Here is a 26073-nt window from a genome sequence, read left to right as displayed (position 1 = left end):
CGATGCCACAGGGTGTTCCACTGCAAGTCCCCAATGACGGCCTGACCACGCGGGCACGGCGTCACACGCCCGTGCTGGCGGTGCACACCGGCGCCGGCAAGGGGAAGTCTACGGCGGCGTTCGGAATGGCGTTGCGCGCCTGGAATGCCGGACTGTCCGTCGCGGTCTTTCAGTTCGTCAAAAGCGCGAAGTGGAAGGTTGGTGAGGAGGCGGTCTTCGCTCGGCTGGGGGAGCTGCACCACCAGCACCAGATCGGCGCTCCCGTCGAATGGCACAAGATGGGCGCCGGCTGGTCCTGGACGCGCAAGGCCGGCAGCGACGTCGATCACGCGGCGGCCGCGGCGGACGGCTGGGCGGAGATCGCGCGCCGGCTGGGCGATCACCGCCACGACTTCTATGTGTTGGACGAGTTCACCTATCCGCTGAAATGGGGCTGGGTCAACGTCGAGGAGGTGGTGGAGGTGTTGGCGGCCCGGCCCGGTCAGCAGCACGTGGTCATCACCGGCCGCGACGCCCCGCAGCGCCTGATCGACGCGGCCGACCTGGTGACCGAGATGGCCAAGGTCAAACACCCGATGGACGCCGGGCGTAAGGGGCAGAAGGGCATCGAGTGGTGAGTGTTCCCGCCGTGGTCATCGCCGCTCCCGCCTCGGGTAGCGGAAAGACAACGGTCGCAACGGGTTTGATCGGTGCACTGCGGCGTGCGGGCCACACCGTGGCGCCGTTCAAGGTGGGCCCGGACTTCATCGATCCCGGTTACCACGGCCTGGCCGCCGGCCGGCCCGGCCGCAACCTCGACCCGGTGTTGGTGGGGGAGAGCCTGATCGGACCGCTGTACGCCCACGGCGCCAGCGGCGCGGACATCGCCGTGGTCGAAGGGGTGATGGGGCTGTTCGACGGCCGGATCGGGCCCGCGGCCACGACTCCGGCGGCGGGATCGACCGCCCACGTCGCCGCCCTGCTGGGCGCGCCCGTCGTGCTTGTCGTCGATGCGCGCGGGCAAAGCCAGAGCATCGCCGCACTGCTGCACGGCTTTTCGACGTTCGACACCGCGACCCGCGCCGCGGGAGTGATCCTCAACCGGGTCGGATCGGCCCGGCACGAGCAGGTGCTCCGGCAGGCCTGCGAACAGGCCGGGGTCCCGGTGCTGGGCGCCATCCCCCGGGTGGCTGAATTAGACTTGCCGACAAGGTATTTGGGTCTGGTCACCGCCGTGGAGTACGGGCAGCGGGCGCGACTGGCGGTGGAGGCGATGACCGCCTTGGTCGCCCGCCACGTCGACTTGCCGGGGATCGCCGCGATCGCCGGAAGCCGGGTCAAGCAGCCGCCCTGGGATCCCGCGGCGGCGGTGGGGGAGAACCCCGGGGGGAGCGCCACCGTCGCGGTGGCGGCCGGCAAGGCCTTCAGTTTCGGGTACGCCGAACACGCGGAGTTGCTGACGGCCGCCGGCGCCGACGTCGTGGAATTCGACCCGCTCGTGGACGCGTTGCCCGACGGCACAGACGCGGTGTTGCTGCCCGGCGGTTTTCCCGAACAGTTCACCGCCGAGCTCTCGGCCAATACAATCGTGCGCCGGCAGATCAACGAGCTGGCCGCCGCCGGGGCACCGATCCACGCCGAGTGCGCCGGGCTGATCTATCTGGTCTCCGAGCTCGACGGACATCCGATGTGTGATGTGCTGGCCGGGCGGGCGCACTTCACGTCACACCTGACCCTGGCGTATCGCGACGCCGTCGCCGTCGCGGATTCGCCGTTGTATGCCGCCGGCCAGCGTGCGGTGGGGCACGAATTCCACCGCACCACAGTCACATTCACCGACGACTATCAGCCCGCATGGATGTACCGAGGCCACGACGCCGACCGGCCGGGCGCTCCGGTGGGTGACGGCGCGGTGCGCGCCGGCGTGCACGCGTCGTATTTGCACACCCACCCGGCGGCCGCCCCGGAGGCGGTCGCGCGCTTCGTCGCACACGCCGCCGCCCGGCTTCGCCGCGCTGGCGGTCGCCACTAGGACGATGGTGGCGACCCGCTGCGCCCGGCTTCGCCGCGCTGGCGGTCGCCACTAGGCTTGCCGGGTGACCGAGAGCGCCTACCTCGTCGGGCTGCGGCTGACCGGCAAAAAGGTCGTCGTGGTCGGCGGCGGAACCGTGGCCCAGCGCCGGCTGCCCTTGCTCATCTCCAGTGGTGCCGACGTCCACGTCATCTCGCGCAGCGCCACCCGATCGGTCGAGGCGATGACCGGAATCACCCTGGCATTGCGCGAATACCGCGACGGCGACCTCGACGGGGCCTGGTACGCGATCGCGGCCACCGATGACGCGCACGTGAACGAAGCCGTGGTCGCCGAGGCCGAAAGCCGCCGCATCTTCTGCGTCCGGGCCGACATCGCCGTGGAGGGAACCGCGGTAACCCCAGCGTCTTTCGACTACGCGGGGCTGTCCGTCGGGGTCCTGGCCGGCGGCGACCACCGCCGATCGGCGGCGATCCGCTCCGCCATCCGCGAGGCGCTGCAGACCGGGCTCATCCGGCCGGACAGCCCGGCGAGCTCCGACGTCGTCAAGGGCGGCGTCGCCCTGGTCGGCGGCGGCCCCGGTGACCCCGAACTGATCACCGTGCGCGGCAGGCGGCTGCTGGCCCAGGCCGACGTCGTGGTCGCAGACCGTCTGGCGCCGCCGGAACTCCTCGCCGAGCTGCCCCCGCACGTCGAGGTCATCGACGCCGCGAAGATCCCGTACGGGCGGGCCATGGCCCAGGACGCCATCAACGACGTCATGATCGAACGCGCCCGCGCCGGCAGCTTCGTGGTGCGCCTCAAAGGCGGCGACCCCTTCGTGTTCGCCCGCGGTTATGAAGAGGTGCTGGCGTGCGTCGAGGCCGGGATCCCGGTCACGGTGGTGCCGGGTGTGACGAGTGCCATAGGAGTGCCCGCTCTGGCGGGCGTTCCGGTCACTCATCGGGCGATAAATCACGAGTTCGTGGTGGTCAGCGGACATTTGCCACCCGGCCATCCCGAATCGTTAGTGAATTGGGATGCACTGGCCGCAATGTCAGGCACCATTGTTTTGCTGATGGCGGTCGAACGCATCGAGCTCTTCGCCCACGCCCTTCTCAAAGGCGGCCGACCTGCGGATACTCCCGTGCTGGTAGTTCAGCACGGAACGACCGCCGCCCAACACAGTTTGCGGGCGACGCTGGCCGACACGCCCGAAAAGATTCGCGCCGAGGGTATCCGACCTCCCGCGATCATCGTGATCGGGGCGGTGGCGGCCTTCGGGCTTTAAACGGTTCTTAAGATTACTGTAAGGTAACCCTTTATGACGGCTCTCAACGATGCAGAGCGCGCGGTGCAGAACCTTGCCGCGGCGCGCCCCGATCGTCCGGCCCCGGTGAGCGCTGCGTTCCCGGCGGAGACCGCCTCCGAGCCCCCGGCGGAGACCGGCTTGAAGCGCATCAGCAAGTACTACCCGGCCTGGCTGCCTTCGCGGCGCTTCATCGCGGCCGTTATCGCCATCGGTGGTATGCAGCTGCTCGCGACGATGGACAGCACCGTCGCCATCGTCGCGCTGCCCAAGATCCAGAACGAGCTCAGCCTGTCCGACGCAGGACGCAGCTGGGTGATCACCGCCTACGTGCTGACCTTCGGCGGGCTGATGCTGCTGGGCGGTCGCCTCGGCGACACCATCGGGCGCAAGCGCACCTTCATCGTCGGTGTCGCACTGTTCACCATCTCCTCCGTGCTGTGCGCCGTCGCCTGGGACGAGGCGACCATGGTCATCGCGCGGCTGTCGCAGGGCGTCGGGTCGGCCATCGCCTCGCCGACCGGTCTGGCGCTGGTGGCGACCACCTTCCCGAAGGGCCCGGCGCGTAACTTCGCGACGGCGGTGTTCGCCGCGATGACGGCGATCGGGTCCGTGATGGGCCTGGTGGTGGGCGGAGCGCTCACCGAGGTGTCGTGGCGGCTCGCGTTCCTGGTGAACGTGCCGATCGGCCTGGTGATGATGTACCTGGCGCGCACCGCGCTGCGCGAGACCAACCGCGAGCGGATGAAGCTCGACGCCACCGGCGCCATGCTGGCAACCCTGACCTGCACCGCCGCCGTGTTCGCCTTCTCGATGGGCCCGGAAAAGGGCTGGGTGTCGATCACCACCATCGGGTCCGGCGTGGTGGCGATGGGCGCCGCTCTCGCCTTCGTCATCGTCGAGCGAACCGCCGAGAACCCCGTGGTCCCGTTCGGCCTGTTTCGTGACCGCAACCGGTTGGTCACCTTCACCGCGATCTTCCTGGCCGGTGGGCTGATGTTCAGCCTCACCGTGTGCATCGGCCTGTACGTGCAGGACATCCTCGGCTACAGCGCGCTGCGCGCCGGCGTCGGTTTCATCCCGTTCGTCATCGCGATGGGCATCGGCCTCGGGATCTCCTCGCAGCTGGTGTCCCGATTCTCGCCGCGGGTGCTGACCATCGGCGGCGGCATCCTGCTGTTCTGGGCGATGCTCTACGGCTGGGCGTTCATGCACCGCGGCGTCGCCTACTTCCCCAACCTGGTGCTGCCCATCGTGGTCGGCGGGATCGGCATCGGCATGGCCGTCGTCCCCCTGACGCTGTCGGCCATCGCCGGGGTGGGTTTCGATCAGATCGGCCCGGTGTCGGCGGTCACGCTGATGCTGCAGAGCCTCGGTGGGCCGCTGGTGCTGGCCGTCATCCAGGCGGTGATCACCTCTCGGACGCTGTATCTGGGCGGCACCACCGGCCCGGTGAAGTTCATGAACGACGCGCAGCTGTCCGCGCTGGACCACGGCTACACCTACGGCCTGCTGTGGGTGGCCGGCGTGGCCGTCATCGTCGGCGGCGCGGCGCTGTTGATCGGTTACACCCCCGACCAGGTCGCGCACGCGCAAGAGGTCAAGGAAGCGATGGACGCGGGGGAGCTGTAGCTCACCGCGCACGGCGCCGCGCCGGTCACTGACGGTCTGGTCGGCAAGCTAGGCTGGCCCGCTGTGATCACCCGGATGTCCCAGCTGTTTTTGCGCACCTTGCGCGACGATCCCGCCGACGCCGAAGTCGCCAGCCACAAGCTGCTGATCCGGGCCGGCTACATCCGGCCCGTCGCGCCGGGGCTGTACAGCTGGCTGCCGCTGGGCTTGCGGGTGCTGCGCCGCATCGAGCGCATCGTCCGCGACGAAATGAACGCCATCGGCGGCCAGGAGATTCTGTTTCCCGCGCTGCTGCCGCGCGCCCCGTACGAGACGACGAACCGGTGGACCGAGTACGGCGACTCGGTGTTCCGGCTGCAGGACCGACGCGGCAACGACTACTTGCTGGGCCCCACCCACGAAGAGCTGTTCACCTTGACCGTCAAGGGCGAATACAGCTCCTACAAGGACTTTCCGGTCCTGCTGTATCAGATCCAGAACAAATACCGTGACGAGGCGCGGCCGCGGGCCGGCATCCTGCGGGTGCGCGAGTTCCTGATGAAGGACTCCTATTCGTTCGACATCGACGACGCCGGACTCAAAGCGGCCTACCACGCGCATCGCGAGGCCTACCAGCGCATCTTCGCGCGCCTGCAGGTGCGCTACGTCATCGTCTCCGCCGTGTCGGGTGCCATGGGCGGCAGCGCCTCCGAGGAGTTCCTCGCTGAGAGCGCGGTCGGTGAGGACACCTTCGTGCGGTGCCTGGAGTCCGGCTACGCCGCCAACGTCGAGGCCGTCGTCACCGCCCGTCCGGAGGCGCGGCCGATCGACGGGCTGCCCGAGGCCGTCGTCCACGACACCGGTGACACCCCGACCATCGCCACTCTGGTGGACTGGGCCAACCGGGCGGGCCTGGGCCGCACCGTCACCGCGGCCGACACGTTGAAGAACGTCCTGCTCAAGGTGCGCCAGCCCGGCGGAGACTGGGAGCTGCTTGCCGTCGGGGTGCCCGGAGACCGTGAGGTCGACGACAAACGGCTGGGCGCGGCGCTGGAACCGGCCGAGTACGCCCTGCTCGACGATGCCGACTTCGCCAAGTACCCCTTCCTGGTGAAGGGATACATCGGGCCCAAAGCGTTGCAGGGCAACGGTGTTCGCTACCTGGTCGACCCGCGGGTAGTAGACGGTACCAGCTGGATCACCGGAGCCGACGAGCCCGGGCGGCACGTCGTCGGGCTGGTCGCCGGCCGGGATTTCACCGCCGACGGCACCATCGAGGCCGCCGAGGTGCGTGACGGTGACCCCTCACCGGATGGCGCGGGCCCGCTGGTCTCGGCGCGCGGCATCGAGGTCGCGCACATCTTCCAGCTGGGCCGCAAATACACCGACGCCTTCACCGCCGACGTGCTCGGTGAGGACGGCAAGCCGGTACGGCTGACCATGGGCTCCTATGGTCTCGGGGTGTCGCGGATGGTCGCCGTCATCGCCGAGCAGCATCACGACGAGCTCGGCCTGCGCTGGCCGTCGGCGGTCGCACCGTTCGACGTTCATCTGGTGATCGCCAACAAGGACGCGGAGGCGCGCACTGGAGCCACCGACCTGGCCGCCGAGCTGGACCGGCTGGGTGTCGACGTGCTGCTCGACGACCGCCAGGCCTCGCCGGGGGTGAAGTTCAAGGACGCCGAACTGCTCGGGGTGCCCTGGATCGTCGTGGTGGGACGCGGCTGGGCGGACGGCGTGGTGGAGCTGCGCGACCGCTTCGGCGGCGAAACCCGCGAACTGGCGACCGGTCCGTCGCTGGCCACCGACATCGCGGCGGCCCTGAACAATTAGTCGTTGCCGCCGGGGAAGCTCGTCGTGATGGGCCAGGCGCCCAGCACGCGGCTCCATCGGGCGGCCATCACCGCGCTCTGAATCAGGGCAGTCGCGGCGAACGCGCGGTCCGCTCCGGTCTCCGCATGCTCGGCCACCACGCGCCAGGCCCCCGCGCCGTCGTTCTCCATCCGCGCGGCCAGCCGAGCGGCGTCGGCGGCGCCGCCGACCACCAAGGGCAGCTGGTAGCCGGCCGCGGCGACCGGAGCGGTCACCTTGCGGGCGGCCAGAATCGCGATCACGTCATCGCGCCGCTGGCGGTGCTGCGCCAGCGCCTCCACCACCATGTCGTTGACGCTGGGCGGCGACAGCGCGGACACGATGCCGTAGCCGTAGATCGTCGAGTGCTCGATCACCAGCGCATCGCACAGCGCCTGGTTGTCGGCGTCCTTCCCGGAGGTCATATCGACGGACCCCCGGGCACCAGCGCCACCATGTACGACGCCGTGCACGACGCCGCGATCGAAGCGAGCAGCCCGGCCCGGTAGCCCGATTCGGTACCCACCAGCCGACTCGCGCTGTCGGCCGAGGCGCGCAGCGCGTCGATCACGTCGGACACCGGCGGCGGCGGTGGGGGCGGCCCGGCCGGCCCTGCCTGGCTCGGGCTGGGGGTCTCGCTGGAAGAGGGGGCGGCGAGCTTGCCGGCCGCGCGGGCGATCTCGGCGGAGAGCGCGCGGGCATGCGCGGCGCGCTGGTTCGCCACCACCGCCAGCGCGGCGGCGACCTGCGGCGGGTTCCCGACGGCCGCGGCGGCGGCACCGGCCAGCGCGCTGTCGTGCCGGGCCTGATCCAGCGGCCCCAGCAGTTGCTCGACGGGCGGTGGCTTGGGCGCCGGCTTGCCACAGGCGGACGCCACCGCGCCGAGCGCAGCCAGGGCCACACCACCGGCGAGGACATCTCGCCTGTTGACGAACGGAACAGCGCTGGGCACAAAGACATCCTGCCATCGGCGAAGGCGGGCGAGATGCCAGGACGCGATCCCGCCGTCAACCGCGGTTCCTGGCGTATCGTGGATAGCTGGTTCTCGCAGCGGACGACGGTCCTCTGCCGGGACACCGGAAGTCGCCCGCACGAGGCCATCGGGGCGCCGACATCCACCAGATGACCGGACAACTCAAGATGAGGAGCTCGCCGTGACCACCGGGCTACCGTCGCCGACGCAGGTGCTCGAGCTACTCGGTGGAGAGTTTGCGCGCGCGGGATTCGATATCGAAGACGTGGTCATCGACGCGCGGACCCGGCCGCCCCGAATCCTGGTGATCGCCGACGGCGACAACGGCCTGGATCTGGACACGGCGGCCGCGCTGTCCCGGTCGGCATCGGCGTTGCTCGACGGCCTGGACACCATCGATGACCATTATGTGCTCGAGGTCTCCTCGCCCGGCGTCGACCGCCCGCTGACCAGCGTGAAGCACTTCCGCCGGGCCCGCGGCCGCAAGGTCGACGTCGTCCTGTCGGACGGATCGAAGCTGACCGGCCGCGTCGGTGAGACCACCGACGACGCGGTCGCGCTGGTGGTTCGCGCCGGGCGGGGCTTTGCGATACGCGAGGTCTCGCTCGGTAACATCGCGAAAGCTGTTGTCCAGGTGGAGTTTTCGCCCCCTAATGAAGCGGAGCTGGAACTGGCGAGTATGGGTCAGGCACGGAGAACGGAGACCGGAGCATGAACCGCGCCGGCGACGAGGAGGAGCCGCGCTGATGAACATCGACATGGCCGCACTGCACGCCATCGAGGTCGATCGGGGCATCTCGGTCAACGAGCTGCTCGAGACGATCAAGTCGGCGTTGCTCACCGCCTACCGGCACACCGAAGGACATCAGAACGACGCGCGGATCGAGATCGACCGCAAGACCGGTGTCGTGCGGGTGATGGCCCGCGAGACCGACGAAGACGACAACGTCATCAGCGAGTGGGACGACACCCCCGAGGGCTTCGGCCGCATTGCCGCCACCACCGCGCGTCAAGTCATGCTGCAGCGCTTCCGGGATGCCGAGAATGAGCGCACCTACGGCGAGTTCTCCACCCGTGAGGGGGAGATCGTCGCGGGCGTCATCCAGCGTGACAGCCGGGCCAACGCGCGTGGCCTGGTCGTGGTCCGGATGGGCACCGAAACGAAGGCCTCCGAGGGCGTGATCCCGGCGGCCGAACAGGTGCCCGGGGAAAGTTACGAACACGGCAACCGCATCCGGTGCTACGTGATCGGGGTGACCCGCGGGGCCCGGGAGCCGGTGATCACCCTGTCCAGGACCCACCCCAACCTGGTCCGCAAGTTGTTCTCGCTGGAAGTCCCCGAGATCGCCGACGAATCAGTGGAGATCGTCGCCGTGGCCCGGGAGGCCGGCCACCGCTCCAAGATCGCGGTGAAATCCAACCTTCCCGGCCTGAACGCCAAGGGCGCCTGCATCGGCCCGATGGGGCAGCGGGTGCGCAACGTGATGAGCGAGCTTTCCGGCGAGAAGATCGACATCATCGACTACGACGAGGACCCCGCGCGCTTCGTCGCCAACGCGCTGTCGCCGGCCAAGGTGGTGTCGGTCTCGATCATCGACCAGGCCGCCCGCGCCGCCCGGGTGGTGGTGCCCGACTTCCAGTTGTCGCTGGCCATCGGCAAGGAGGGCCAGAACGCGCGCCTGGCCGCCCGGCTCACCGGGTGGCGCATCGACATCCGCGGGGACTCGCCCGGCGGGCATTCGGAGAGCCAGTCCGATCACGGTGCCAGCCGCGGAATGGCCCACGACCGCTAGCGGCCCGCCGGGCCGCGACTGCGCACCGTCGGGTGGTTCTGACCATCGATTCGGTGACGCTAGACTGAGCCGTGATCCAGCGTGAGCCTTCAGCCCTGGCGCACCGTCATACGGGTGGACCCGTACGTACATGTGTCGGGTGCCGGAAGCGAGAGCTGGCCGCCGAGCTGCTTCGAGTGGTGGCTGTGCCGAACGGGAACGGCGAGTGCGTCGTGATCGTTGACACAGGCAAGAGCCTGCCGGGGCGGGGTGCGTGGCTGCATCCCGGGCCGCAGTGCGCGCAACAGGCAGTCCGGCGGCGGGCTTTCACCAAAGCGCTGCGCATCACCGGTTCACCGGACACATCCGCGGTGGTCGAGCACGTAGAGTCCCTCTGTGCGCCCGAGCGCCCGGCAACAGAACAGGTAGCAAAGAACATGAGCACACCGTGAAGTCCCGATGACAATGCGTCATAGCTAAACCCGAGGCGCGGCCCCACGACTGTCGCCTCATAGACAGGAGATGTAGTGGCAGGTAAGGCCCGCGTACACGAGTTGGCAAAGGAACTCGGTGTCACCAGCAAGGAAGTCCTCGCCCGACTGAATGATCAGGGCGAATTCGTTAAATCCGCATCATCGACGGTAGAAGCGCCGGTCGCTCGCCGGCTGCGCGAGTCCTTCGGCGGCGGCAAGTCCGCCGACAAGGCCCCCGCGAAAGCCTCCGCACCGGCAGGGGCCAAGGCGCCCGCCGCCAAGGCTCCCGACAAATCGCTCGACAAGGCCCTCGACAACGCCATCGGCAGCGTGGGCGGCAACGGCGAAGCGGCGGCGACGCCCGCCAAGCCCGCCGCCCCCCAGGCCTCCGCCGCGGCGCCCGCCGAGGCCCCGGCGCGCCCCGGCCCGGCTCCCGCCCGGCCGTCCGCGCCGTCTCCGGGCCAGCCGAAACCACCCGCCCCCGGGCAGCCGCCCAGCCAGGCGCCGCGCCCCGGCATGACGCCGGGTCCGCGACCGGGCCCGATGCCCAAGCCCCGCGCCCCGCGCGTGGGCAACAACCCGTTCTCGTCGGCGCAACCCGTCGACCGGCCCATCCCGCGTCCCCAGGCGCCCCGTCCCGGAGCGCCCCGGCCGGGGGCCCCGCGTCCCGGCGGCGCTTCGCCGGGCAACATGCCACCGCGCCCCGCCGGCGCCGGTGGGCCGGGTCGCCCGGCCCGGCCCGGTGCCCCGCGTCCCGGCGGCGGCCGTCCCGGTGGTCCCGGTGGCCGTGACGGAGGCGGCGGCAACTACCGCGGCGGCGGTGGAGTTGGCGCCCCGCCCGGTGGCGGCGGCGGTGCGGGAGGCTTTCGAGGCCGTCCCGGTGGCGGTGGCGGCGGTGGCCGTCCCGGCCAGCGCGGCGGTGCCGCTGGTGCATTCGGCCGTCCCGGCGGTGCGCCGCGGCGGGGCCGCAAGTCGAAGCGGGCGAAACGCGCCGAATACGAGAACATGCAGGCGCCCGTCGTCGGTGGCGTCCGGCTGCCGCACGGCAACGGCGAGACGATCCGGCTGGCCCGCGGCGCGTCGCTGAGCGACTTCGCGGACAAGATCAACGCCAACCCGGCCTCGCTGGTGCAGGCGCTGTTCAACCTCGGCGAGATGGTCACCGCCACCCAGTCGGTCGGCGACGAGACGCTCGAGCTGCTGGGCAGCGAGATGAACTACGTCGTGCAGGTGGTCAGCCCCGAGGACGAGGACCGCGAGCTGCTGGAGTCCTTCGACCTGAGCTACGGCGAGGACGAGGGCGGCGAGGACGACCTGCAGACCCGGCCGCCGGTGGTGACCGTGATGGGCCACGTCGACCACGGTAAAACCCGACTGCTGGACACCATCCGGAACGCCAGCGTCCGCGAGGCCGAGGCCGGCGGCATCACCCAGCACATCGGTGCCTACCAGGTGACCGTCGAACACGACGGCGTCGAACGCCCGATCACCTTCATCGACACCCCGGGTCACGAGGCGTTCACCGCCATGCGTGCCCGCGGTGCGAAGGCCACCGACATCGCCATCCTGGTGGTCGCGGCCGACGACGGCGTCATGCCGCAGACGGTGGAGGCCATCAACCACGCCCAAGCGGCCGACGTGCCGATCGTGGTGGCGGTCAACAAGATTGACGTCGAGGGTGCAGACCCGGCCAAGATCCGCGGGCAGCTCACCGAATACGGTTTGGTGGCAGAGGATTTCGGTGGCGACACCATGTTCGTCGACATCTCCGCCAAGCAGGGCACCAACATCGATCAGCTGCTCGAGGCGGTGCTGCTGACCGCCGATGCGGCCCTGGACCTGCGGGCCAACCCCGACATGGAGGCCCAGGGTGTGGCGATCGAGGCGCACCTGGACCGCGGTCGCGGGCCGGTCGCCACCGTCCTGGTCCAGCGCGGCACGCTGCGTGTCGGTGACTCTGTGGTGGCCGGCGATGCGTATGGCCGCGTTCGCCGGATGGTCGACGAGCACGGCGACGACGTCGAAGAGGCGCTGCCGTCGCGGCCCGTGCAGGTCATCGGGTTCACCTCGGTGCCCGGCGCCGGGGACAACCTGCTGGTTGTCGACGAGGACCGCATCGCCCGCCAGATCGCCGACAAGCGCAGCGCCCGCAAGCGCAACGCGCTGGCGGCACGTTCCCGCAAGCGGATCAGCCTGGAGGACCTGGACTCGGCGCTGAAGGAAACCAGCCAGCTGAACCTGATCCTCAAGGGCGACAACGCCGGTACGGTCGAGGCGCTGGAAGAGGCCCTGATGGGCATCCAGATCGACGACGAGGTGGCGCTGCGCGTCATCGATCGCGGCGTCGGTGGCATCACCGAGACCAATGTCAACCTGGCGTCGGCCTCGGACGCGGTGATCATCGGGTTCAACGTGCGCGCCGAGGGCAAGGCCACCGAGCTGGCCAACCGCGAGGGTGTGGAGATCCGTTACTACTCGGTGATCTACCAGGCGATCGACGAGATCGAGAAGGCCCTGCGCGGCATGCTCAAGCCGATCTACGAGGAGCACCAGCTGGGTCGCGCCGAGATCCGGGCGATCTTCCGGTCCTCCAAGGTCGGCATCATCGCCGGCTGCATGATCTCCTCCGGGGTGGTGCGCCGCAACGCCAAGGCGCGGTTGCTGCGGGACAACATCGTGGTCACCGACAACCTCTCGATTACCTCGCTGCGACGGGAGAAGGACGACGTGACCGAGGTCCGCGAGGGCTTCGAGTGCGGTATGACGCTGGGGTACTCCGACCTCAGGGAAGGCGACATCATCGAGTCCTACGAGTTGGTCCAGAAGGAACGCACCTGATCGCCACCGCCGACGATGCAGAACGAAGTGATGAGGAGGAGGCGGTGAATCCGAATGCCTGACCCGGCCCGGGCGCGCCGTTTGGCCAAGCGGATCAACACGATCGTCGCCTCGGCGATCGAGTTCGAGATCAAGGACCCTGGCCTGGACGGCGTGACCATCGTCGACACGAAGGTGACCGCCGATCTGCACGATGCGACGGTGTTCTACACCGTGATGGGACGCACGCTGGACGAGGAGCCGGATTACGGGGCGGCGGCGGCCGCCCTGGAACGGGCCAAGGGCGCGCTGCGCACCATGGTCGGCGCCGGCACCGGCGTGCGTTTCACCCCCACGCTGACGTTCACCCGCGACACCACGTCCGACAACGTGCAGCGGATGGAGGAGTTGCTGGCGCGAGCCCGCGCGGCGGATGCTGATCTGGCGCGAGTTCGTTCGGGCGCCAAGCCGGCTGGGGAGGCCGATCCATACCGGGGTAGCGGATCGGGCGGGGAGTCCGGCCTCGACGGGAGCATCGGTGACGACGACCAACACGAATACTGAACTGGGCGGCCCCAGGGTAGGGGCACGTGTCGACGCCGCGGGTGCGGTCGAATTGCTGTCGGACGCCGACACGGTCGCGGTGATCGCGCACGTGCACCCCGACGCCGACACCATCGGCGCCGGGCTGGCGCTGGGGCTGGTGCTGGACGACTGCGGCAAGCGGGTCGAGGTCAGTTTCGCCGAGCCGGCGGAGTTGCCGGAGTCGTTGGCGTCGCTGCCCGGCTGCCGGCTGCTGGTCAGCCCGGATGCGATGCGTCGCGATGTCGATGTGGTTGTCACCGTTGACGTTCCGAGCGTCAAGCGGCTCGGCGCCTTGAGCGACTTGGCCGTGGCGGCCGACGAAGTGCTGGTCATCGACCACCACGCCTCCAACGAGATGTTCGGCACCGCGAATTTTGTCGACGTGCAAGCCGATTCGACCACGATGATGATCGCCGACATCCTCGACGCGTGGGGCAAGCCCATTGATTCCGAAGTCGCGCACTGCATTTACGCCGGCCTGACCACCGACACCGGGTCGTTCCGCTGGGCCAGCGCGCGGGCCCTGCGGCTGGCGGCACGCCTGGTCGACGGCGGCGTGGACAACGCGGCGATCAGCCGGACCCTGCTGGACAGCCATCCGTTCGCCTGGCTGCCGCTGCTGTCACGGGTACTGGCGTCCGCGCGGCTGCTGCCGGATGCGGCAAGGGGCCGGGGGCTGGTGTATGCCGTTGTCGGCAACGAGGATTGGATCCGTTCACGCGCGGAGGAAGTCGAGAGCATCGTCGACATCGTGCGCACCACACAGCAGGCCGAGGTGGCCGCGGTGTTCAAGGAGATCGCGCCGCAGCAGTGGTCGGTGTCGATGCGGGCCAAGGCCGCGGTGGACCTGGCGGCGGTCGCGTCCGGGTTCGGCGGCGGAGGGCACCGGCTGGCGGCCGGCTACTCGACCACCGGCTCGATCGACGACGCGGTGGCGTCGCTGCGCACCGCCTTGGACCAGAACGTCCCGGACTAGAACGCCCAGCTGCCCGAGCGCTGCACGACGAAGCCGTGGTCACCGCTGGTGGTGTCCAGGCAGGCGACCAGGTTGTCGGCGCCCGCCGCGCAGGTGACGTTGAGGTAGGTCACCTTCTCGCCCGGCGCCAGCGTCTTGGCGCCGGGCGGCAGTGGGGGCGGGTTGCCGTCGCATGTGCCGTAGGGCATGCGGCTCAACTGATAGCCGGGCCCCTTGAAGTCCACCGCACCCACCACGCAGTCGCCGGGTCGCGGCCGACCGCCGGGCAAGGGGACGTCGTCCATCCCGGGCATGTCGCCCTTGCACTTGATGTCCTGCGACGGTTGCGGCACCGGCGGTGGACCGCCGTAGAAGTCACAGACCAGGGCCGTGCCGGCCGAGAAACTGATCCGCGGCGGGCTGCCCGGGGCGCCGGTGCCCAGGTAGCCGTCGGCAGAGACGGCGGTGAAGGTGTCGAGATTGGGAAATCCTGGCGGCGGCAAGGCGGCGGCCTGCGGCGCGGACACCGCGATCATCGACGCCGCCAGCGTCAGGCCGCCGAGCATCCGCACACTGACGCCGACGACCGTTTGCATCAGCTGATCGTATGGGGTGGGCCGGACCGCGGGAAACGGACCGGCGCAGATCACGCGGTCAGCGCACCTGCGAGCGCCCCCGCTGCAGCACGGCCTCCCGGTTGGCGGCGATGTCGTCGCCGCTGGTCCGGAACTGCCGCGCCGCCGTCGCCTCCTGCCACAGCCCCGCACTGGTCTGCATGTCGTCGATGCGGTGATAGGACGCCAGCAGCGCCCGCACCGCGTCCTGGTTGTTCCCGACGATCGACGCCGCGACGGCGCGGGCAGCGGGAAGCAGCTGGTCGTGGGGCACCACCTCGGTCACCAGCCCGGCGCGCAGCGCGTCGGCGGCGGACAGGTAATCCCCGGTCATGCTCATCCGCCGGGCCAGCCCGACCCCCACCTTCTGCGGCAACCGCACACTCAGGCCCCAGGTGGGCAGCAGGCCCACCCGGGCGTGCGTGTCGGCGAATCGGGCGTTCTCCGAGGCGATCAGGATGTCGCAATACAGCGCCAGCTCCAGCCCGCCGGTTACCGCGGCGCCGTTGATCGCGCCGATCACCGGCTTGGTCAGCGCCGGCCACCGCGGCGAGATGTCGGGCAGCGCCGAGGAGCCACCCAGCTCCTTGAGATCCAGCCCCGCGCAGAACACCGGGTCGGCGCCGGTGACGATGATGACGTCGACGTCGTCGTCGGTTTCGGCGTCGGCCAGTGCGCCGAAGAACCGGTCCCGCAGCGCCGAGGACAGCGCGTTGCGCGACTGGGGTCGGTTGAGGGTCAGGGTGCGCACTCGCTCGTCGGTGTCGATCAGCAGGATCTCGTCGCTCATGCGTTCACCGTAACCAGTTGCCCGGCCGCCGGTGCCGCCGGCCGATCCGTCAGGAAGCGGCGACGCCCAGCAACGCTTATCGTGGGCAACATGTGCCGGAACATCACCGAACTGCGTGGCCTGCAGCCCGCCGCCACCGCCGAGGAGATCGCGGCGGCGGCCAGGCAATACGTGCGCAAGGTCAGCGGCATCACGCACCCCACGGCCGCCAACGCCTCAGCGTTCGAAGCGGCGGTTGCCGAGGTCACCGAGGTGACGACGCGGTTGCTGGGACAGTTGCCGCCGCGCCGGCAGCCGCCCAAGACGGTCCCGCCGCTGCGCCGGCCCGAGGTGATGGCGCGGATGGCGGCCGCGAAATGACCGTCACCACAACGGTGCCCGCGCTCAAGGAGTGGAGCGCCGCGGTGCATGCCCTGCTGGACGGCCGCCAGCAAGTGCTGCTGCGCAAGGGCGGCATCGGCGAGAAGCGGTTCGAACTGGCCGCCCGCGAATTTCTGTTGTTCCCGACGGTCGCGCACAGTCACGCCGAGCGGGTGCGCGCCGAGCACCAAGACCTGCTGGCACCCGCGGCCGCCGACAGCACCGACGAGGAGCTGGTGATCAGGGCCGCCGCGAAAGTCGTTGCGGCGGTGCCGGTTGAGCGCCCCGAGGGCCTTGCGGCCATCGAGGATCTGCACATCTGGACCGCCGAGTCGGTGCGCGCCGACCGGCTCGACTTTCGTCCCAAGCACAAACTGGCCGTCCTGGTGGTGTCGGTGATCCCGCTGGCCGAGCCGGTGCGGCTAACCCGGGCGCCGGAGTTCGGCGGCTGCAAGAGCTGGGTGGAGTTACCGGTGCAGGCGCCGTTGGCGGCACCGGTGCACGTTCATGACCAAGCGGCGTTAGCCGCGGTCGCTGCGCGGGTCCGCGCCGCCGTTGGCTGACAGCTCGGCCGGGCCGACGGGCAACAGCAGCCGGGAGCGCCCGTAGCGCACTGTGTGGGTGACGGGCGTGGGCTGCCGGCCGGTCAGGACCGGTTCGCCGGAGCCGAGGTTGTGCGCATAGCGCGGGGACCAACTCCCGGCGATCAGCACCCGGATGCGTGTGCCGGCCCGGAAGCGGTGGGCCACGCTGTCGAGATCGAGGCGAATGACCTTCTCCGACTTGGGTGTTGCCGCCGACGGCAACCGGCGGTATGCCTCGCTCACGTTGCGTGACCGGCCCTTGGCGTCGACCTCGCTCACCCGCACGAACACATCTACGTGGGGATTGTCCGCACCGTGGGCGAGTTCGATCACCGGGCTGCCGTAGACGTACACATCATCGGTGAGCGTCGCGCTGGTGAACGCCAGCACGTCGGAACGAGATGCCAGCCGGCTGTCGTCGCGGTAGCCGCCGTTGTAGGACAGCAATGGGCCACCGGTGGTCGGTGTCGGATCGGTCGGGTCGTAGCGAAAGGTGGCCGGGGCCAACCTTTTCAGCGTGGGTGCGGTCTCACCCAGGTACCCACCGGGCCGCAGGTACAGCGCGCGTTCGGTGGTGGCCGGCGGCCAGTCGGGCAGGCTGCGCCACCCGCCGCCCGCGCCCCCGCCGGTGACGTAGATGCGGACCCGGCTGGACCGGCGCGACGTGGCCGCATCGCCCAGATGGGTGCCCAGCCAATCCAGTGCCTCGCGGGCGCACGTGGAGAACCCGGTGGTGAGCAACTGGGTGTGCGTCCACGGCCCGACGGTGAGCGCGACGTCGACACCGCGGCTGCGCAGGTGCGCATACTGCTGCAGCGTCTGGCGCAGGAAGATGTCTTGCCAGCCGCCCACCAACAGCACCGGTACCTGCACGCGGTCCAGCGCCTCGTTGCACCGCAACGCATTCCAGAACGGGTCGTCGATTTCGCTGTGTTCGACCCAGGATTCGAACCACGGCGCACCCGTGCCGAGCAGCCCCCGCGCGGCGTCGCCCAGCGGCACCGTCGCCGCCGCCTGCGCCACTCTGCGGCGGGTCTGCAGCTGGCGCAGTGCGGCGCGGACTCGAACCGGGTCTTCCTGGTGCGCCACCATGTCGCTCCAGCCCAAAAAGTCGTTGACCGCAAATGCGCCAGTACCCCAGGTTGATTCGTTGAAATCGTGCGGGCCCACCATGATGACGGCGGTGGTCAGTTCCGGCGGGGGATCCTGCAGCAGGGCCCATTGGGTGAAGCCCAGGTACGACATTCCGATGGTGGCGAACCGGCCGGTGAACCAGGGCTGCTCGCGCAGCCAGGCCACGGTGTCGGCGCCGTCTGCCACCTCGTTGGCCATCGGCTCGAAGACCCCGCCGGATCCGAACGTCCCGCGCACGCTCTGCAACACGACGTGGTAGCCGCGTGCCGCGTACAGCGCGCCGAATATCAGGGTGAACGGGAATCCGCGGCCGTAGGGGCCGCGGACCAGCAAGGTGCCTGCGGGCGACGCGGTGGTCGGTTCGTAGTGGTCGGCCACCAGCTGCACCCCGTCGCGCATCGGCACGCGGACGCGCCGCACGGTGTAGTCGGTGGTCGCCGGCGGCAGGCCGAGCAGCCGGCCGGCGGCCTTGCCGCCGAGGTGTCGCAGGGTGTGCAGCGCCGGCTGCGCGGGCCGGATCGAGGTCGTACTCACGCCTAGAACTTGTAATAGGGCGCGAGGTCGTTGGCGCGCTGCAGGTTGGTCTGCATGCAATCGACCTCGGGATTGGAGTAGACGGTCGAGTAGTACAGCGCCTGCTGCAGCACGCCGTAGCTGGTCTTGAACGCGACCATGCACGAGTAGAACCAGTAGCTGTTGTGGTAGGTCGGCTTGAGCACCCAGTACTGCGCAGCGCGGTGACCGGCGATCGTCGTTTCGACGGCGTCGGCGGGCAGCGACTGCTCGTAGGTGCGCCAGATGATCGGCTCGACGGCCACCTGATAGTTACCGGCGTCGAAGTGGCAGCGCAGCCCGTCTTCGTGTTCGGGCGGTGTGAAGCCCAGCCCGAGGCCCTGGATGACGTCGAACGGAATGTCTTCGCACGGGTCGAAGGGGCGCGGATCGGTGGTCGCCACGATCGGACTCTTCATGGTTGTTTCCATCGGCTGGGCGGTCGACCGCAGCTCGACGGACCGATGGCCGGACCCCGGTGCGGCCGGGGCGCCCAGCAAGCCCACCGTGCCCCCGATGGCCGCTGTGAGCAGCGCACCCAGCGCCCCCATCAGACGAACATTGGCGAACACGACACCCCCCGACGCCTCAGCGGTCCTTTGGGGTGGAGTGTACAAGTCGCTTGCGCGGCGTCACAGGCAAACCTGAACTTGTTCTAACTCGCCCGCTCGAGGCGGAAATGACGCCCGCGGAAGGGTCTTGCCCGGGTCGGGTCGTTAGTGTGGTTAATCGTGGCTGGGCATTCAGCGGGGCAGGAATCCACCAACAGTGGGCAACCGACGCTATGGGCGGTCTCCGACCTGCACACTGGTCACCTCGGCAACAAGCCGGTCACCGAATCGCTGCATCCCTCGTCCCCGGATGACTGGCTGATCGTCGCCGGCGATGTCGCCGAACGCACCGACGACATCCGCTGGGCCCTGGACCTGCTCCGACGACGGTTCGCCAAGGTGATCTGGGTGCCGGGCAACCACGAGCTGTGGACCACCACCCGCGACCCCGTGCAGATCTTCGGCAAGGCGCGCTACGAGTACCTGGTCAACATGTGCGACGAGATGGGCGTCATCACGCCCGAGCACCCGTTCCCGGTGTGGACCGAGCGGGGTGGGCCGGCCACCATCGTGCCGATGTTCCTGCTCTACGACTACAGCTTCTTGCCCGAAGGGGCCGCGAGCAAAGCCGAAGGCCTGACCATCGCACGCGAGCGCAATGTGGTGGCCACCGACGAGTTCCTGCTGTCCCCGGAGCCGTACCCCACCCGGGAGGCGTGGTGCCGCGAGCGGCTGCAGATCACCCGCGCCCGCCTCGAAGAGCTGGACTGGATGACGCCGACCGTCCTGGTGAATCACTTCCCGCTGGTGCGCGACCCCTGCGACGCGCTGTTCTACCCGGAGTTCTCGTTGTGGTGCGGAACCACCAAGACCGCCGACTGGCACACCCGCTACAACGCCGTGTGCTCGGTCTACGGTCACCTGCACATCCCGCGGACCACCTGGTATGACGACGTGCGGTTCGAGGAAGTGTCGGTGGGCTATCCGCGGGAGTGGCGGCGCCGCAGGCCACCCAGCTGGCTGCGCCAGGTGCTGCCGGATCCGCAGTACGCGCCGGGTGACCTCAACGACTTCGGCGGCCACTTCGAGATCACTCCCGAGATGAAGGCGCAGGCCGCGCAGTTCCGGGAGCGGTTGCGGCAGCGGCAATCACGATGACGGGGGACACGCTGGTTTCCTCGGTGCTGCCGGTGAGGGACGGCCTGGCCTACTCGGAGGTGTATGCCGACCCGCCGGGCCTGGCCCCGCTGCCCGAAGAGGAGCCGCTGATCGCCAGATCGGTGGCCAAGCGGCGCAACGAGTTCATCACCGTGCGGCACTGCGCCCGGATCGCGCTGGCCGAGCTCGGCCTGCCGCCGGTGCCGATCCTCAAGGGGGAGAAGGGCGAACCCTGCTGGCCCGACGGTGTGGTGGGCAGCCTCACCCACTGCACGGGCTACCGGGGTGCGGTGGTGGGCCGCACCGACGCGGTGCGCTCGGTGGGCATCGACGCCGAGCCGCACGACGTGCTGCCCGACGGCGTGCTGAACGCGATCAGCCTGCCCGCCGAACGCAGCCAGATCCCCGCCAGCCTGACGGGGGACCTGCACTGGGACCGGATCCTGTTCTGCGCCAAGGAGGCAACGTACAAGGCCTGGTTCCCGCTGACCAACAGGTGGCTGGGTTTCGAAGACGCGCACATCGTGTTCGAGGCCGACGGCCCCGGGGCGGCGACGGGTGGTTTCGTGTCGCGGATCCTGATCGACCCCGAGGCGCTGTCCGGCCCGCCGCTGACCGAGCTGCGCGGCCGGTGGTCGGTCCAGCGCGGGCTGGTGCTGACCGCCATCGTGCTATGAGCGAAAGCCCCACCGGGGCCGGAATAGTCGTCGTCGACAAGCCGCCCGGGATGACCAGTCATGACGTGGTCGGGCGCTGTCGCCGAATCTTTTCCACCCGCAGGGTCGGGCACGCGGGCACGCTGGACCCGATGGCCACCGGCGTGCTGGTGATCGGCGTCGAGCGCGCCACCAAGATCCTCGGCCTGTTGACGGCGACCGCCAAGTCCTACACCGCCACCATCCGGCTGGGTCAGAGCACGTCCACCGACGACGCCGAGGGCGAACCGCTGCGCAGCGTGTCGGCGCGGCACCTGACCAGCGAGGCGATCGAAGCCGCGGTGGACGGCCTGCGCGGCGACATCGCGCAGGTGCCCTCGACGGTCAGCGCGATCAAGGTCGACGGCAAGCGCGCCTACCGGCTGGCCCGGGAGGGCCTGACCGTCGAGCTCAAGGCCCGCCCGGTGCGTATCGACCGGTTCGACGTGTGCGACATCCGGCCAGGATCCGGGGGCCACGACGTCGTCGACCTGGACGTCGAGGTCGACTGTTCGTCGGGAACCTACATCCGCGCCCTGGCCCGCGACCTGGGCGCCGCCCTCGGGGTGGGCGGGCACCTGACGGCGTTGCGGCGCACCCGCGTCGGGCGCTTCGGGCTCGACCACGCGCACCCGCTCGACGAACTGGCGGAGCGCCCGCGGCTCAGCTACAGCCTGGACGAGGCCTGCCTGCTGCTGTTCCCGCGCCGCGAGTTGTCCGCCGACGAGGCTGAGGCGGCCGGCAACGGCCGGCCCCTGGCGGCGGCCGGGATCGACGGCGTCTACGCGGCCTGCGACCCCGCCGGCCGGGTGATCGCGCTGCTGCGCGACGAGGGCTCGCGGACCAGGTCGGTGGTGGTGATCCGCCCGGCGACGCTGTGACGGCCCCGGCCGAACGGTTGGTTGGGCTGCGTTGCACACTGAGTGCCTAGACCGTCCACGGTTCGGAAGGGGACAACGATGTCCAGCGAGATGTCCAGCAAGATGTCCAGCAAGGTGTATGTCGTCGGCGTCGGTATGACGAAATTCGAGAAACCGGGCCGCCGGGAGGGCTGGGATTACCCCGACATGGCCCGGGAATCGGGAACCAACGCCCTGGCCGACGCCGGCATCGACTACCGCGAGGTGCAGCAGGGCTACGTCGGCTACTGCTCGGGTGATTCCACCTCCGGGCAGCGCGCGCTCTACGAGCTGGGCATGACCGGCATTCCGATCGTGAACGTCAACAACAACTGCTCGACCGGCTCGACGGCGTTGTTCCTGGCGGCGCAGGCCATCCGCGGTGGCCTCGTGGACTGCGCGATCGCCCTCGGCTTCGAGAAGATGCAGCCCGGTTCGCTGGGCGGCGGCGCCCAGGACCGCGAATCGCCGATGGCCAAGCACGTCAAGGCGATGGCCGACATCGACGAGTTCGCGATGCCCGTCGCGCCGTGGATGTTCGGCGCCGCCGGACGCGAACACATGAAGCAATACGGCAGCACCGCAGAGCATTTCGCCAAGATCGGCTACAAGAACCACAAGCACTCGGTCAACAACCCCTTCGCCCAATTCCAGGAGTCCTACACTCTCGACGACATCCTGGCGGCGCGGATGATCTCCGACCCGCTGACCAAGCTGCAGTGTTCGCCGACCTCGGACGGTTCGGGTGCGGCGATCCTGGCCTCGGAGGACTTCGTTGACACCCACGGGCTGGCCGGCCAGGCGGTCGAGATCGTCGGGCAGGCCATGACCACCGACTTCGCGTCGACGTTCGACGGAAGCGCGAAGAACCTCATCGGCTACGACATGAATGTGCAAGCCGCGCAACAAGTCTACGAGCAGTCCGGACTTGGGCCGCAGGACTTCCAGGTGATCGAGCTGCACGACTGCTTCTCGGCCAACGAGCTGTTGCTGTATGAGGCCCTGGGCCTGTGCGGTCCGGGTGAGGCGCCCAAGCTGATCGACAATAACGACACCACCTACGGCGGTCGCTGGGTGGTCAATCCGTCCGGCGGCCTGATCTCCAAGGGCCACCCGCTGGGCGCGACCGGCTTGGCGCAGTGCGCGGAGCTGACCTGGCAGCTGCGCGGGACGGCCGACAAGCGTCAGGTCGAGGGCGTCAGCGCCGCACTGCAACACAACATCGGGCTGGGTGGCGCCGCCGTCGTCACCGCCTACCAGCGCGCCGAGCGTTGACGGCGCCATGATCGAGTGGTCCGACACCGACCTGATGGTCCGGGATGCCGTTCGGCAGTTCGTCGATAAGGAGATCCGCCCGCACATCGACGAACTGGAGACCGGCGAAATGTCGCCGTATCCGATCGCGCGCAAGCTGTTCAGCCAGTTCGGCCTCGACGCCATGGCCGCCGAGTCGGTCAAGAAGATGCTGGACCGCGAGCGGGCCAAGCTCGAGGGTACCCCCACTCGCGAAGAGGACGATGAAAAGCCGGGCGCGTCAGGCGGTTTCGGTGGCGGCGCGCAGGGATCGATGATCGCGGTGCTGGTATCCGAAATCGCCCGGGTCAGCATCGGTCTGCTCAGCACGGCGTCGGTGAGCCTCGGCCTGGGCGCGGCGACCATCATGAGCCGCGGGACGCTGGCGCAGCAGGAGCGGTGGCTGCCCGGGCTGATGACGCTGGAAAAGATTGCGGCATGGGCCATTACCGAGCCCGACTCGGGCTCGGACGCGTTCGGCGGCATGAAGACCTACGTCAAGCGCGACGGTGAGGATTACCTCCTCAACGGGCAGAAGACCTTCATCACCAACGGGCCCTGCGCCGACGTGCTGGTCGTGTACGCGAAACTCGACGAGGGCGACGCTTCGATCGACAAGCGCAATCGGCCGGTGCTGGTCTTCGTACTCGACGCCGGCATGCCGGGGCTGACGCAGGGCAAGCCGTTCAAGAAGATGGGCATGATGTCCTCGCCAACCGGCGAGCTGTTCTTCGACAACGTGCGGCTGAGCCCGGACCGGCTGCTCGGCGAGAGCGAACAGCACACCGACGGCGACGGCCGCGACAGCGCCCGCGCCAACTTCGCCGCCGAGCGGATCGGGATCGCGATGATGGCGTTGGGCATCATCGACGAATGTCACCGGCTCTGCATCGATTACGCCAAGAGCCGGACGTTGTGGGGCAAGAACATCGGGCAATTCCAGCTGATCCAGCTCAAGCTGGCCAAGATGGAGATCGCCCGAATGAATGTGCAGAACATGGTGTTTCACACCATCGAGCGCCAGCAGGCCGGTAAGCCGCTGACGCTGGCCGAGGCCTCGGCCATCAAGCTGTACTCCTCAGAGGCGGCCACCGAGGTAGCGATGGAGGCCGTGCAGCTGTTCGGCGGCAATGGATACATGGCCGAATACCGGGTCGAACAGCTGGCCCGCGACGCCAAGTCGTTGATGATCTACGCGGGCAGCAACGAGGTTCAGGTCACCCACATCGCCAAGGGTCTGCTGGCCGACTGAGCGAAACGCACCTAGGCCGTCACCCAGATCGCCCGGGCGGCGGGGCTGCCCAGGTCGACCGTCGTCTCGGCGCCGTCGCCGGAGTCGATCGCGACGGAGATCATGCCGGCGAATTCGCGTCGGGTCAGCACCCGCAGCCGCGAATCGAGATTGATGCCGACGTCGGTGAAGTAGCGCAGCATCTCGGGGTCGGCGTCGGAGATGCGCGCCACCGTCCCGGTGTCGCCGTCGTCGCACGCCCACAGCTGGCGGGCCGGCGGGGTGGGTACTTGCCCGTCCGAGGCCGGGATCGGGTCACCGTGCGGGTCGCGCCGCGGGAATCCCAGCTTCGCGTCGATGCGCGCCACCAGGCGATCGGACACCGCGTGCTCGAGCACCTCGGCCTCGTCGTGCACCTCGTCCCAGGCGTAGCCGAGCTCGTTGACCAGAAACGTCTCCAGCAGCCGGTGCCTGCGCACCATCTCCAGCGCCGCCCGTCGCCCCGCCTCGGTCAGCGTCACGGCACCGTATTTCTCGTGGTCGACGAGGCCCTGCTCGGCGAGTTTGCGGATGGACTCCGAGGCCGTGCTGGCCGACACCCCGATCTTTTCGGCCAGCATCTTGGTGCTGACCTTCTGCGGCGCGTCTTTGGGGGACCACTCCTGGGCATTCCAGATGACCTTGAGGTAGTCCTGGCCGACCGCGGTGATACCGCCACGCTCTTCGTCAGCCCTCACAACGACAGAGTTTAGGCAACCCAGGCCTGATCCGGCGTGTTCCCCGACACCATCGCGAGACTTTGCCGCTCCGCATCTCCCGGCGGACCATTGAGCGCCGTAGGCTTGCGGGCGTGCAGCGGTGGCGCGGCCAAGACGAGATACCCACGGACTGGGGCAGGTGTGTGCTCACCATCGGTGTGTTCGATGGTGTGCATCGCGGTCACGCCGAGCTGATCAACCACGCGGTGAAGGCGGCGCGGGCCCGCAACGTCCCCACGGTGCTGATGACGTTCGACCCGCATCCGATGGAAGTGGTGTATCCCGGCAGCCATCCGGCGCAGCTGACGACGCTGACCCGGCGCGCGGAGCTGGTCGAGGAGCTGGGCGTCGACGTCTTCCTGGTCATGCCCTTCACCACCGACTTCATGAAGCTCACTCCGGAGCGCTACGTGCACGAGCTACTGGTGGAGAACCTGCACGTGGTCGAAGTCGTGGTAGGGGAGAACTTCACCTTCGGCAAGAAGGCGGCCGGCACCGTCGACACCCTGCGCAAGGCGGGTGACCGGTTCGGCTTCTCGGTCGAGTCGATGTCGCTGCTGTCCGAGCATCACAGCAACGAGACCGTGACGTTCTCGTCCACCTACATCCGGTCCTGCGTGGACGCCGGTGACATGGTGGCGGCCACCGAGGCGCTGGGCCGCCCGCACCGCGTCGAAGGTGTGGTGGTCCGCGGCCACGGACGTGGCGTCGAGTTGGGTTACCCGACGGCCAACGTGGCGCCGCCGATGTATTCGGCCATCCCCGCCGACGGCGTGTACGCCGCCTGGTTCACCGTGCTCGGGCACGGCCCGGCCACCGGCACCGTCGTGCCCGGTGAGCGCTACCAGGCGGCGGTGTCCGTCGGCACCAACCCGACCTTCTCGGGGCGCACCCGCACCGTCGAGGCGTTCGTCCTGGACACCACCGCCGACCTCTATGGCCAGCATGTCGCCCTGGATTTCGTTGCCCGCATCCGCGGCCAGCACAAGTTCGACTCGGTCAAGGAACTCGTCGCCGCGATGGGCAAGGACACCGAGAAGGCGCGCCAGCTGCTCACCGAATGAGCTGCTAAACTGCCGGACGACATCGGCGCGTGCTGCGGTTCGCGGTGGCCGCGC

At 69.3% G+C, this 26073-nt stretch carries 26 protein-coding genes; 19 read left to right on the top strand and 7 right to left on the bottom strand.

The window, feature by feature from the left end; all coding sequences use genetic code 11:
* The first annotated feature begins 2 nt into the window (after nt 1–2).
* From cobO to ACIUM1_RS06040, 5 genes are all read left to right on the top strand, one after another.
* Entirely contained in the window at nt 3–617 is a 615-nt protein-coding gene (cobO, locus tag ACIUM1_RS06060; protein ID WP_406816334.1) for a cob(I)yrinic acid a,c-diamide adenosyltransferase, read from the top strand.
* The gene (locus ACIUM1_RS06055) at nt 614–2011 is read left to right on the top strand and encodes a cobyrinate a,c-diamide synthase (RefSeq protein ID WP_406816333.1); all 1398 of its coding nucleotides are present in this window, start codon (nt 614–616) and stop codon (nt 2009–2011) included. Before cobO ends, ACIUM1_RS06055 begins: the two co-directional genes overlap by 4 nt.
* Before the next feature lie 64 nt (nt 2012–2075).
* Nucleotides 2076–3281 carry a uroporphyrinogen-III C-methyltransferase gene (gene cobA, locus ACIUM1_RS06050; RefSeq protein WP_406816332.1) on the top strand — a complete coding sequence of 402 codons (1206 nt, stop codon included), beginning with the start codon at nt 2076–2078 and terminating at the stop codon, nt 3279–3281.
* A gap of 33 nt (nt 3282–3314) precedes the next feature.
* Nucleotides 3315–4931, top strand: coding sequence for an MFS transporter (locus ACIUM1_RS06045; RefSeq protein WP_406816331.1), 1617 nt, complete (start codon nt 3315–3317; stop codon nt 4929–4931).
* 63 nt (nt 4932–4994) lie between these two features.
* Complete coding sequence (locus tag ACIUM1_RS06040; RefSeq protein WP_406816330.1) at nt 4995–6743, top strand: proline--tRNA ligase; 1749 nt, start codon at nt 4995–4997, stop codon at nt 6741–6743.
* Here the strand turns inward: ACIUM1_RS06040 and ACIUM1_RS06035 are convergent.
* Nucleotides 6740–7186 (bottom strand): ferritin-like domain-containing protein, encoded by a 447-nt coding sequence (locus tag ACIUM1_RS06035; RefSeq protein WP_406816329.1) that lies wholly within the window; start codon nt 7184–7186, stop codon nt 6740–6742. The genes ACIUM1_RS06040 and ACIUM1_RS06035 overlap by 4 nt on opposite strands.
* Nucleotides 7183–7713 carry a hypothetical protein gene (locus tag ACIUM1_RS06030; protein ID WP_406816328.1) on the bottom strand — a complete coding sequence of 177 codons (531 nt, stop codon included), beginning with the start codon at nt 7711–7713 and terminating at the stop codon, nt 7183–7185. The genes ACIUM1_RS06035 and ACIUM1_RS06030 overlap by 4 nt, the downstream gene beginning before the upstream one ends.
* Nucleotides 7714–7915: 202 nt before the next feature.
* On the opposite strand from ACIUM1_RS06030, the gene rimP reads away from it, so the two are divergent.
* From rimP to ACIUM1_RS06000, 6 genes are all read left to right on the top strand, one after another.
* Nucleotides 7916–8449 carry a ribosome maturation factor RimP gene (rimP, locus tag ACIUM1_RS06025; RefSeq protein WP_406816327.1) on the top strand — a complete coding sequence of 178 codons (534 nt, stop codon included), beginning with the start codon at nt 7916–7918 and terminating at the stop codon, nt 8447–8449.
* A 31-nt stretch (nt 8450–8480) separates the two neighbouring features.
* Nucleotides 8481–9527 carry a transcription termination factor NusA gene (gene nusA, locus ACIUM1_RS06020; protein ID WP_406816326.1) on the top strand — a complete coding sequence of 349 codons (1047 nt, stop codon included), beginning with the start codon at nt 8481–8483 and terminating at the stop codon, nt 9525–9527.
* A 71-nt stretch (nt 9528–9598) separates the two neighbouring features.
* The gene (locus ACIUM1_RS06015; protein ID WP_406816325.1) at nt 9599–9958 is read left to right on the top strand and encodes a YlxR family protein; all 360 of its coding nucleotides are present in this window, start codon (nt 9599–9601) and stop codon (nt 9956–9958) included.
* Nucleotides 9959–10033: 75 nt separating this feature from the next.
* A complete protein-coding gene (gene infB / locus ACIUM1_RS06010; protein ID WP_406816324.1) occupies nt 10034–12817 on the top strand; it encodes a translation initiation factor IF-2 in 2784 nt (927 codons plus the stop codon).
* A gap of 54 nt (nt 12818–12871) precedes the next feature.
* The gene (gene rbfA, locus ACIUM1_RS06005) at nt 12872–13360 is read left to right on the top strand and encodes a 30S ribosome-binding factor RbfA (protein WP_406816323.1); all 489 of its coding nucleotides are present in this window, start codon (nt 12872–12874) and stop codon (nt 13358–13360) included.
* A complete protein-coding gene (locus ACIUM1_RS06000; protein ID WP_406816322.1) occupies nt 13335–14357 on the top strand; it encodes a DHH family phosphoesterase in 1023 nt (340 codons plus the stop codon). Before rbfA ends, ACIUM1_RS06000 begins: the two co-directional genes overlap by 26 nt.
* Here the strand turns inward: ACIUM1_RS06000 and ACIUM1_RS05995 are convergent.
* Nucleotides 14354–14932: a hypothetical protein gene (locus tag ACIUM1_RS05995; protein ID WP_406816321.1), complete on the bottom strand. Its 579-nt coding sequence runs from the start codon at nt 14930–14932 to the stop codon at nt 14354–14356. The two genes, ACIUM1_RS06000 and ACIUM1_RS05995, sit on opposite strands and share 4 nt — an antisense overlap.
* A gap of 58 nt (nt 14933–14990) precedes the next feature.
* Nucleotides 14991–15740, bottom strand: a complete 750-nt coding sequence (locus tag ACIUM1_RS05990) for an enoyl-CoA hydratase (protein ID WP_406816320.1) — start codon at nt 15738–15740, stop codon at nt 14991–14993.
* A gap of 90 nt (nt 15741–15830) precedes the next feature.
* On the opposite strand from ACIUM1_RS05990, the gene ACIUM1_RS05985 reads away from it, so the two are divergent.
* Nucleotides 15831–16100, top strand: a complete 270-nt coding sequence (locus ACIUM1_RS05985; protein ID WP_406816319.1) for a DUF2277 domain-containing protein — start codon at nt 15831–15833, stop codon at nt 16098–16100.
* Nucleotides 16097–16663 (top strand): DUF1802 family protein, encoded by a 567-nt coding sequence (locus ACIUM1_RS05980; RefSeq protein WP_406816318.1) that lies wholly within the window; start codon nt 16097–16099, stop codon nt 16661–16663. The genes ACIUM1_RS05985 and ACIUM1_RS05980 overlap by 4 nt, the downstream gene beginning before the upstream one ends.
* Here the strand turns inward: ACIUM1_RS05980 and ACIUM1_RS05975 are convergent.
* Nucleotides 16622–18352, bottom strand: a complete 1731-nt coding sequence (locus ACIUM1_RS05975; protein WP_406816317.1) for a CocE/NonD family hydrolase — start codon at nt 18350–18352, stop codon at nt 16622–16624. The two genes, ACIUM1_RS05980 and ACIUM1_RS05975, sit on opposite strands and share 42 nt — an antisense overlap.
* Nucleotides 18353–18354: 2 nt before the next feature.
* A complete protein-coding gene (locus tag ACIUM1_RS05970; RefSeq protein ID WP_406816316.1) occupies nt 18355–18942 on the bottom strand; it encodes a DUF3558 domain-containing protein in 588 nt (195 codons plus the stop codon).
* Nucleotides 18943–19101: 159 nt separating this feature from the next.
* On the opposite strand from ACIUM1_RS05970, the gene ACIUM1_RS05965 reads away from it, so the two are divergent.
* The 5 genes from ACIUM1_RS05965 (at nt 19102) to ACIUM1_RS05945 (ending at nt 24218) form a co-directional block, all read left to right on the top strand.
* Nucleotides 19102–20079, top strand: coding sequence for a metallophosphoesterase family protein (locus ACIUM1_RS05965; RefSeq protein WP_406816315.1), 978 nt, complete (start codon nt 19102–19104; stop codon nt 20077–20079).
* Nucleotides 20076–20756 (top strand): 4'-phosphopantetheinyl transferase, encoded by a 681-nt coding sequence (locus tag ACIUM1_RS05960; RefSeq protein ID WP_406816314.1) that lies wholly within the window; start codon nt 20076–20078, stop codon nt 20754–20756. The genes ACIUM1_RS05965 and ACIUM1_RS05960 overlap by 4 nt, the downstream gene beginning before the upstream one ends.
* Complete coding sequence (gene truB / locus ACIUM1_RS05955) at nt 20753–21655, top strand: tRNA pseudouridine(55) synthase TruB (protein WP_406816313.1); 903 nt, start codon at nt 20753–20755, stop codon at nt 21653–21655. Before ACIUM1_RS05960 ends, truB begins: the two co-directional genes overlap by 4 nt.
* Before the next feature lie 102 nt (nt 21656–21757).
* Nucleotides 21758–22948 (top strand): lipid-transfer protein, encoded by a 1191-nt coding sequence (locus tag ACIUM1_RS05950; RefSeq protein ID WP_406817554.1) that lies wholly within the window; start codon nt 21758–21760, stop codon nt 22946–22948.
* A 7-nt stretch (nt 22949–22955) separates the two neighbouring features.
* Nucleotides 22956–24218, top strand: a complete 1263-nt coding sequence (locus ACIUM1_RS05945; protein WP_406816312.1) for an acyl-CoA dehydrogenase family protein — start codon at nt 22956–22958, stop codon at nt 24216–24218.
* 11 nt (nt 24219–24229) lie between these two features.
* Here the strand turns inward: ACIUM1_RS05945 and mntR are convergent, their stop codons facing one another.
* Complete coding sequence (gene mntR, locus ACIUM1_RS05940; protein ID WP_406816311.1) at nt 24230–24934, bottom strand: manganese-binding transcriptional regulator MntR; 705 nt, start codon at nt 24932–24934, stop codon at nt 24230–24232.
* Nucleotides 24935–25047: 113 nt separating this feature from the next.
* Here mntR and ACIUM1_RS05935 point away from each other — a divergent pair, with 113 nt between their 5' ends.
* Nucleotides 25048–26019: a bifunctional riboflavin kinase/FAD synthetase gene (locus ACIUM1_RS05935; protein WP_406816310.1), complete on the top strand. Its 972-nt coding sequence runs from the start codon at nt 25048–25050 to the stop codon at nt 26017–26019.
* Nucleotides 26020–26073: the final 54 nt, after the last annotated feature.

The sequence above is a fragment of the Mycobacterium sp. M23085 genome (assembly GCF_045343915.1).
Taxonomy (GTDB): domain Bacteria; phylum Actinomycetota; class Actinomycetes; order Mycobacteriales; family Mycobacteriaceae; genus Mycobacterium.
This window is presented reverse-complemented; position numbering and strand designations above follow the sequence as displayed.

Bases quoted from the DNA above. Each gene is read 5' to 3' on its own strand.
- ACIUM1_RS05985 (WP_406816319.1), top strand. From the start codon at position 15,831: ATGTGCCGGAACATCACCGAACTGCGTGGCCTGCAGCCCGCCGCCACC.
- ACIUM1_RS05980 (WP_406816318.1), top strand. From the start codon at position 16,097: ATGACCGTCACCACAACGGTGCCCGCGCTCAAGGAGTGGAGCGCCGCG.
- ACIUM1_RS06045 (WP_406816331.1), top strand. From the start codon at position 3,315: ATGACGGCTCTCAACGATGCAGAGCGCGCGGTGCAGAACCTTGCCGCG.
- nusA (WP_406816326.1), top strand. From the start codon at position 8,481: ATGAACATCGACATGGCCGCACTGCACGCCATCGAGGTCGATCGGGGC.
- ACIUM1_RS05960 (WP_406816314.1), top strand. From the start codon at position 20,076: ATGACGGGGGACACGCTGGTTTCCTCGGTGCTGCCGGTGAGGGACGGC.
- ACIUM1_RS05945 (WP_406816312.1), top strand. From the start codon at position 22,956: ATGATCGAGTGGTCCGACACCGACCTGATGGTCCGGGATGCCGTTCGG.
- rbfA (WP_406816323.1), top strand. From the start codon at position 12,872: ATGCCTGACCCGGCCCGGGCGCGCCGTTTGGCCAAGCGGATCAACACG.
- truB (WP_406816313.1), top strand. From the start codon at position 20,753: ATGAGCGAAAGCCCCACCGGGGCCGGAATAGTCGTCGTCGACAAGCCG.
- cobO (WP_406816334.1), top strand. From the start codon at position 3: ATGCCACAGGGTGTTCCACTGCAAGTCCCCAATGACGGCCTGACCACG.
- ACIUM1_RS06035 (WP_406816329.1), bottom strand. From the start codon at position 7,186: ATGACCTCCGGGAAGGACGCCGACAACCAGGCGCTGTGCGATGCGCTG.
- ACIUM1_RS05990 (WP_406816320.1), bottom strand. From the start codon at position 15,740: ATGAGCGACGAGATCCTGCTGATCGACACCGACGAGCGAGTGCGCACC.
- ACIUM1_RS05995 (WP_406816321.1), bottom strand. From the start codon at position 14,932: ATGCAAACGGTCGTCGGCGTCAGTGTGCGGATGCTCGGCGGCCTGACG.
- ACIUM1_RS05950 (WP_406817554.1), top strand. From the start codon at position 21,758: ATGTCCAGCAAGGTGTATGTCGTCGGCGTCGGTATGACGAAATTCGAG.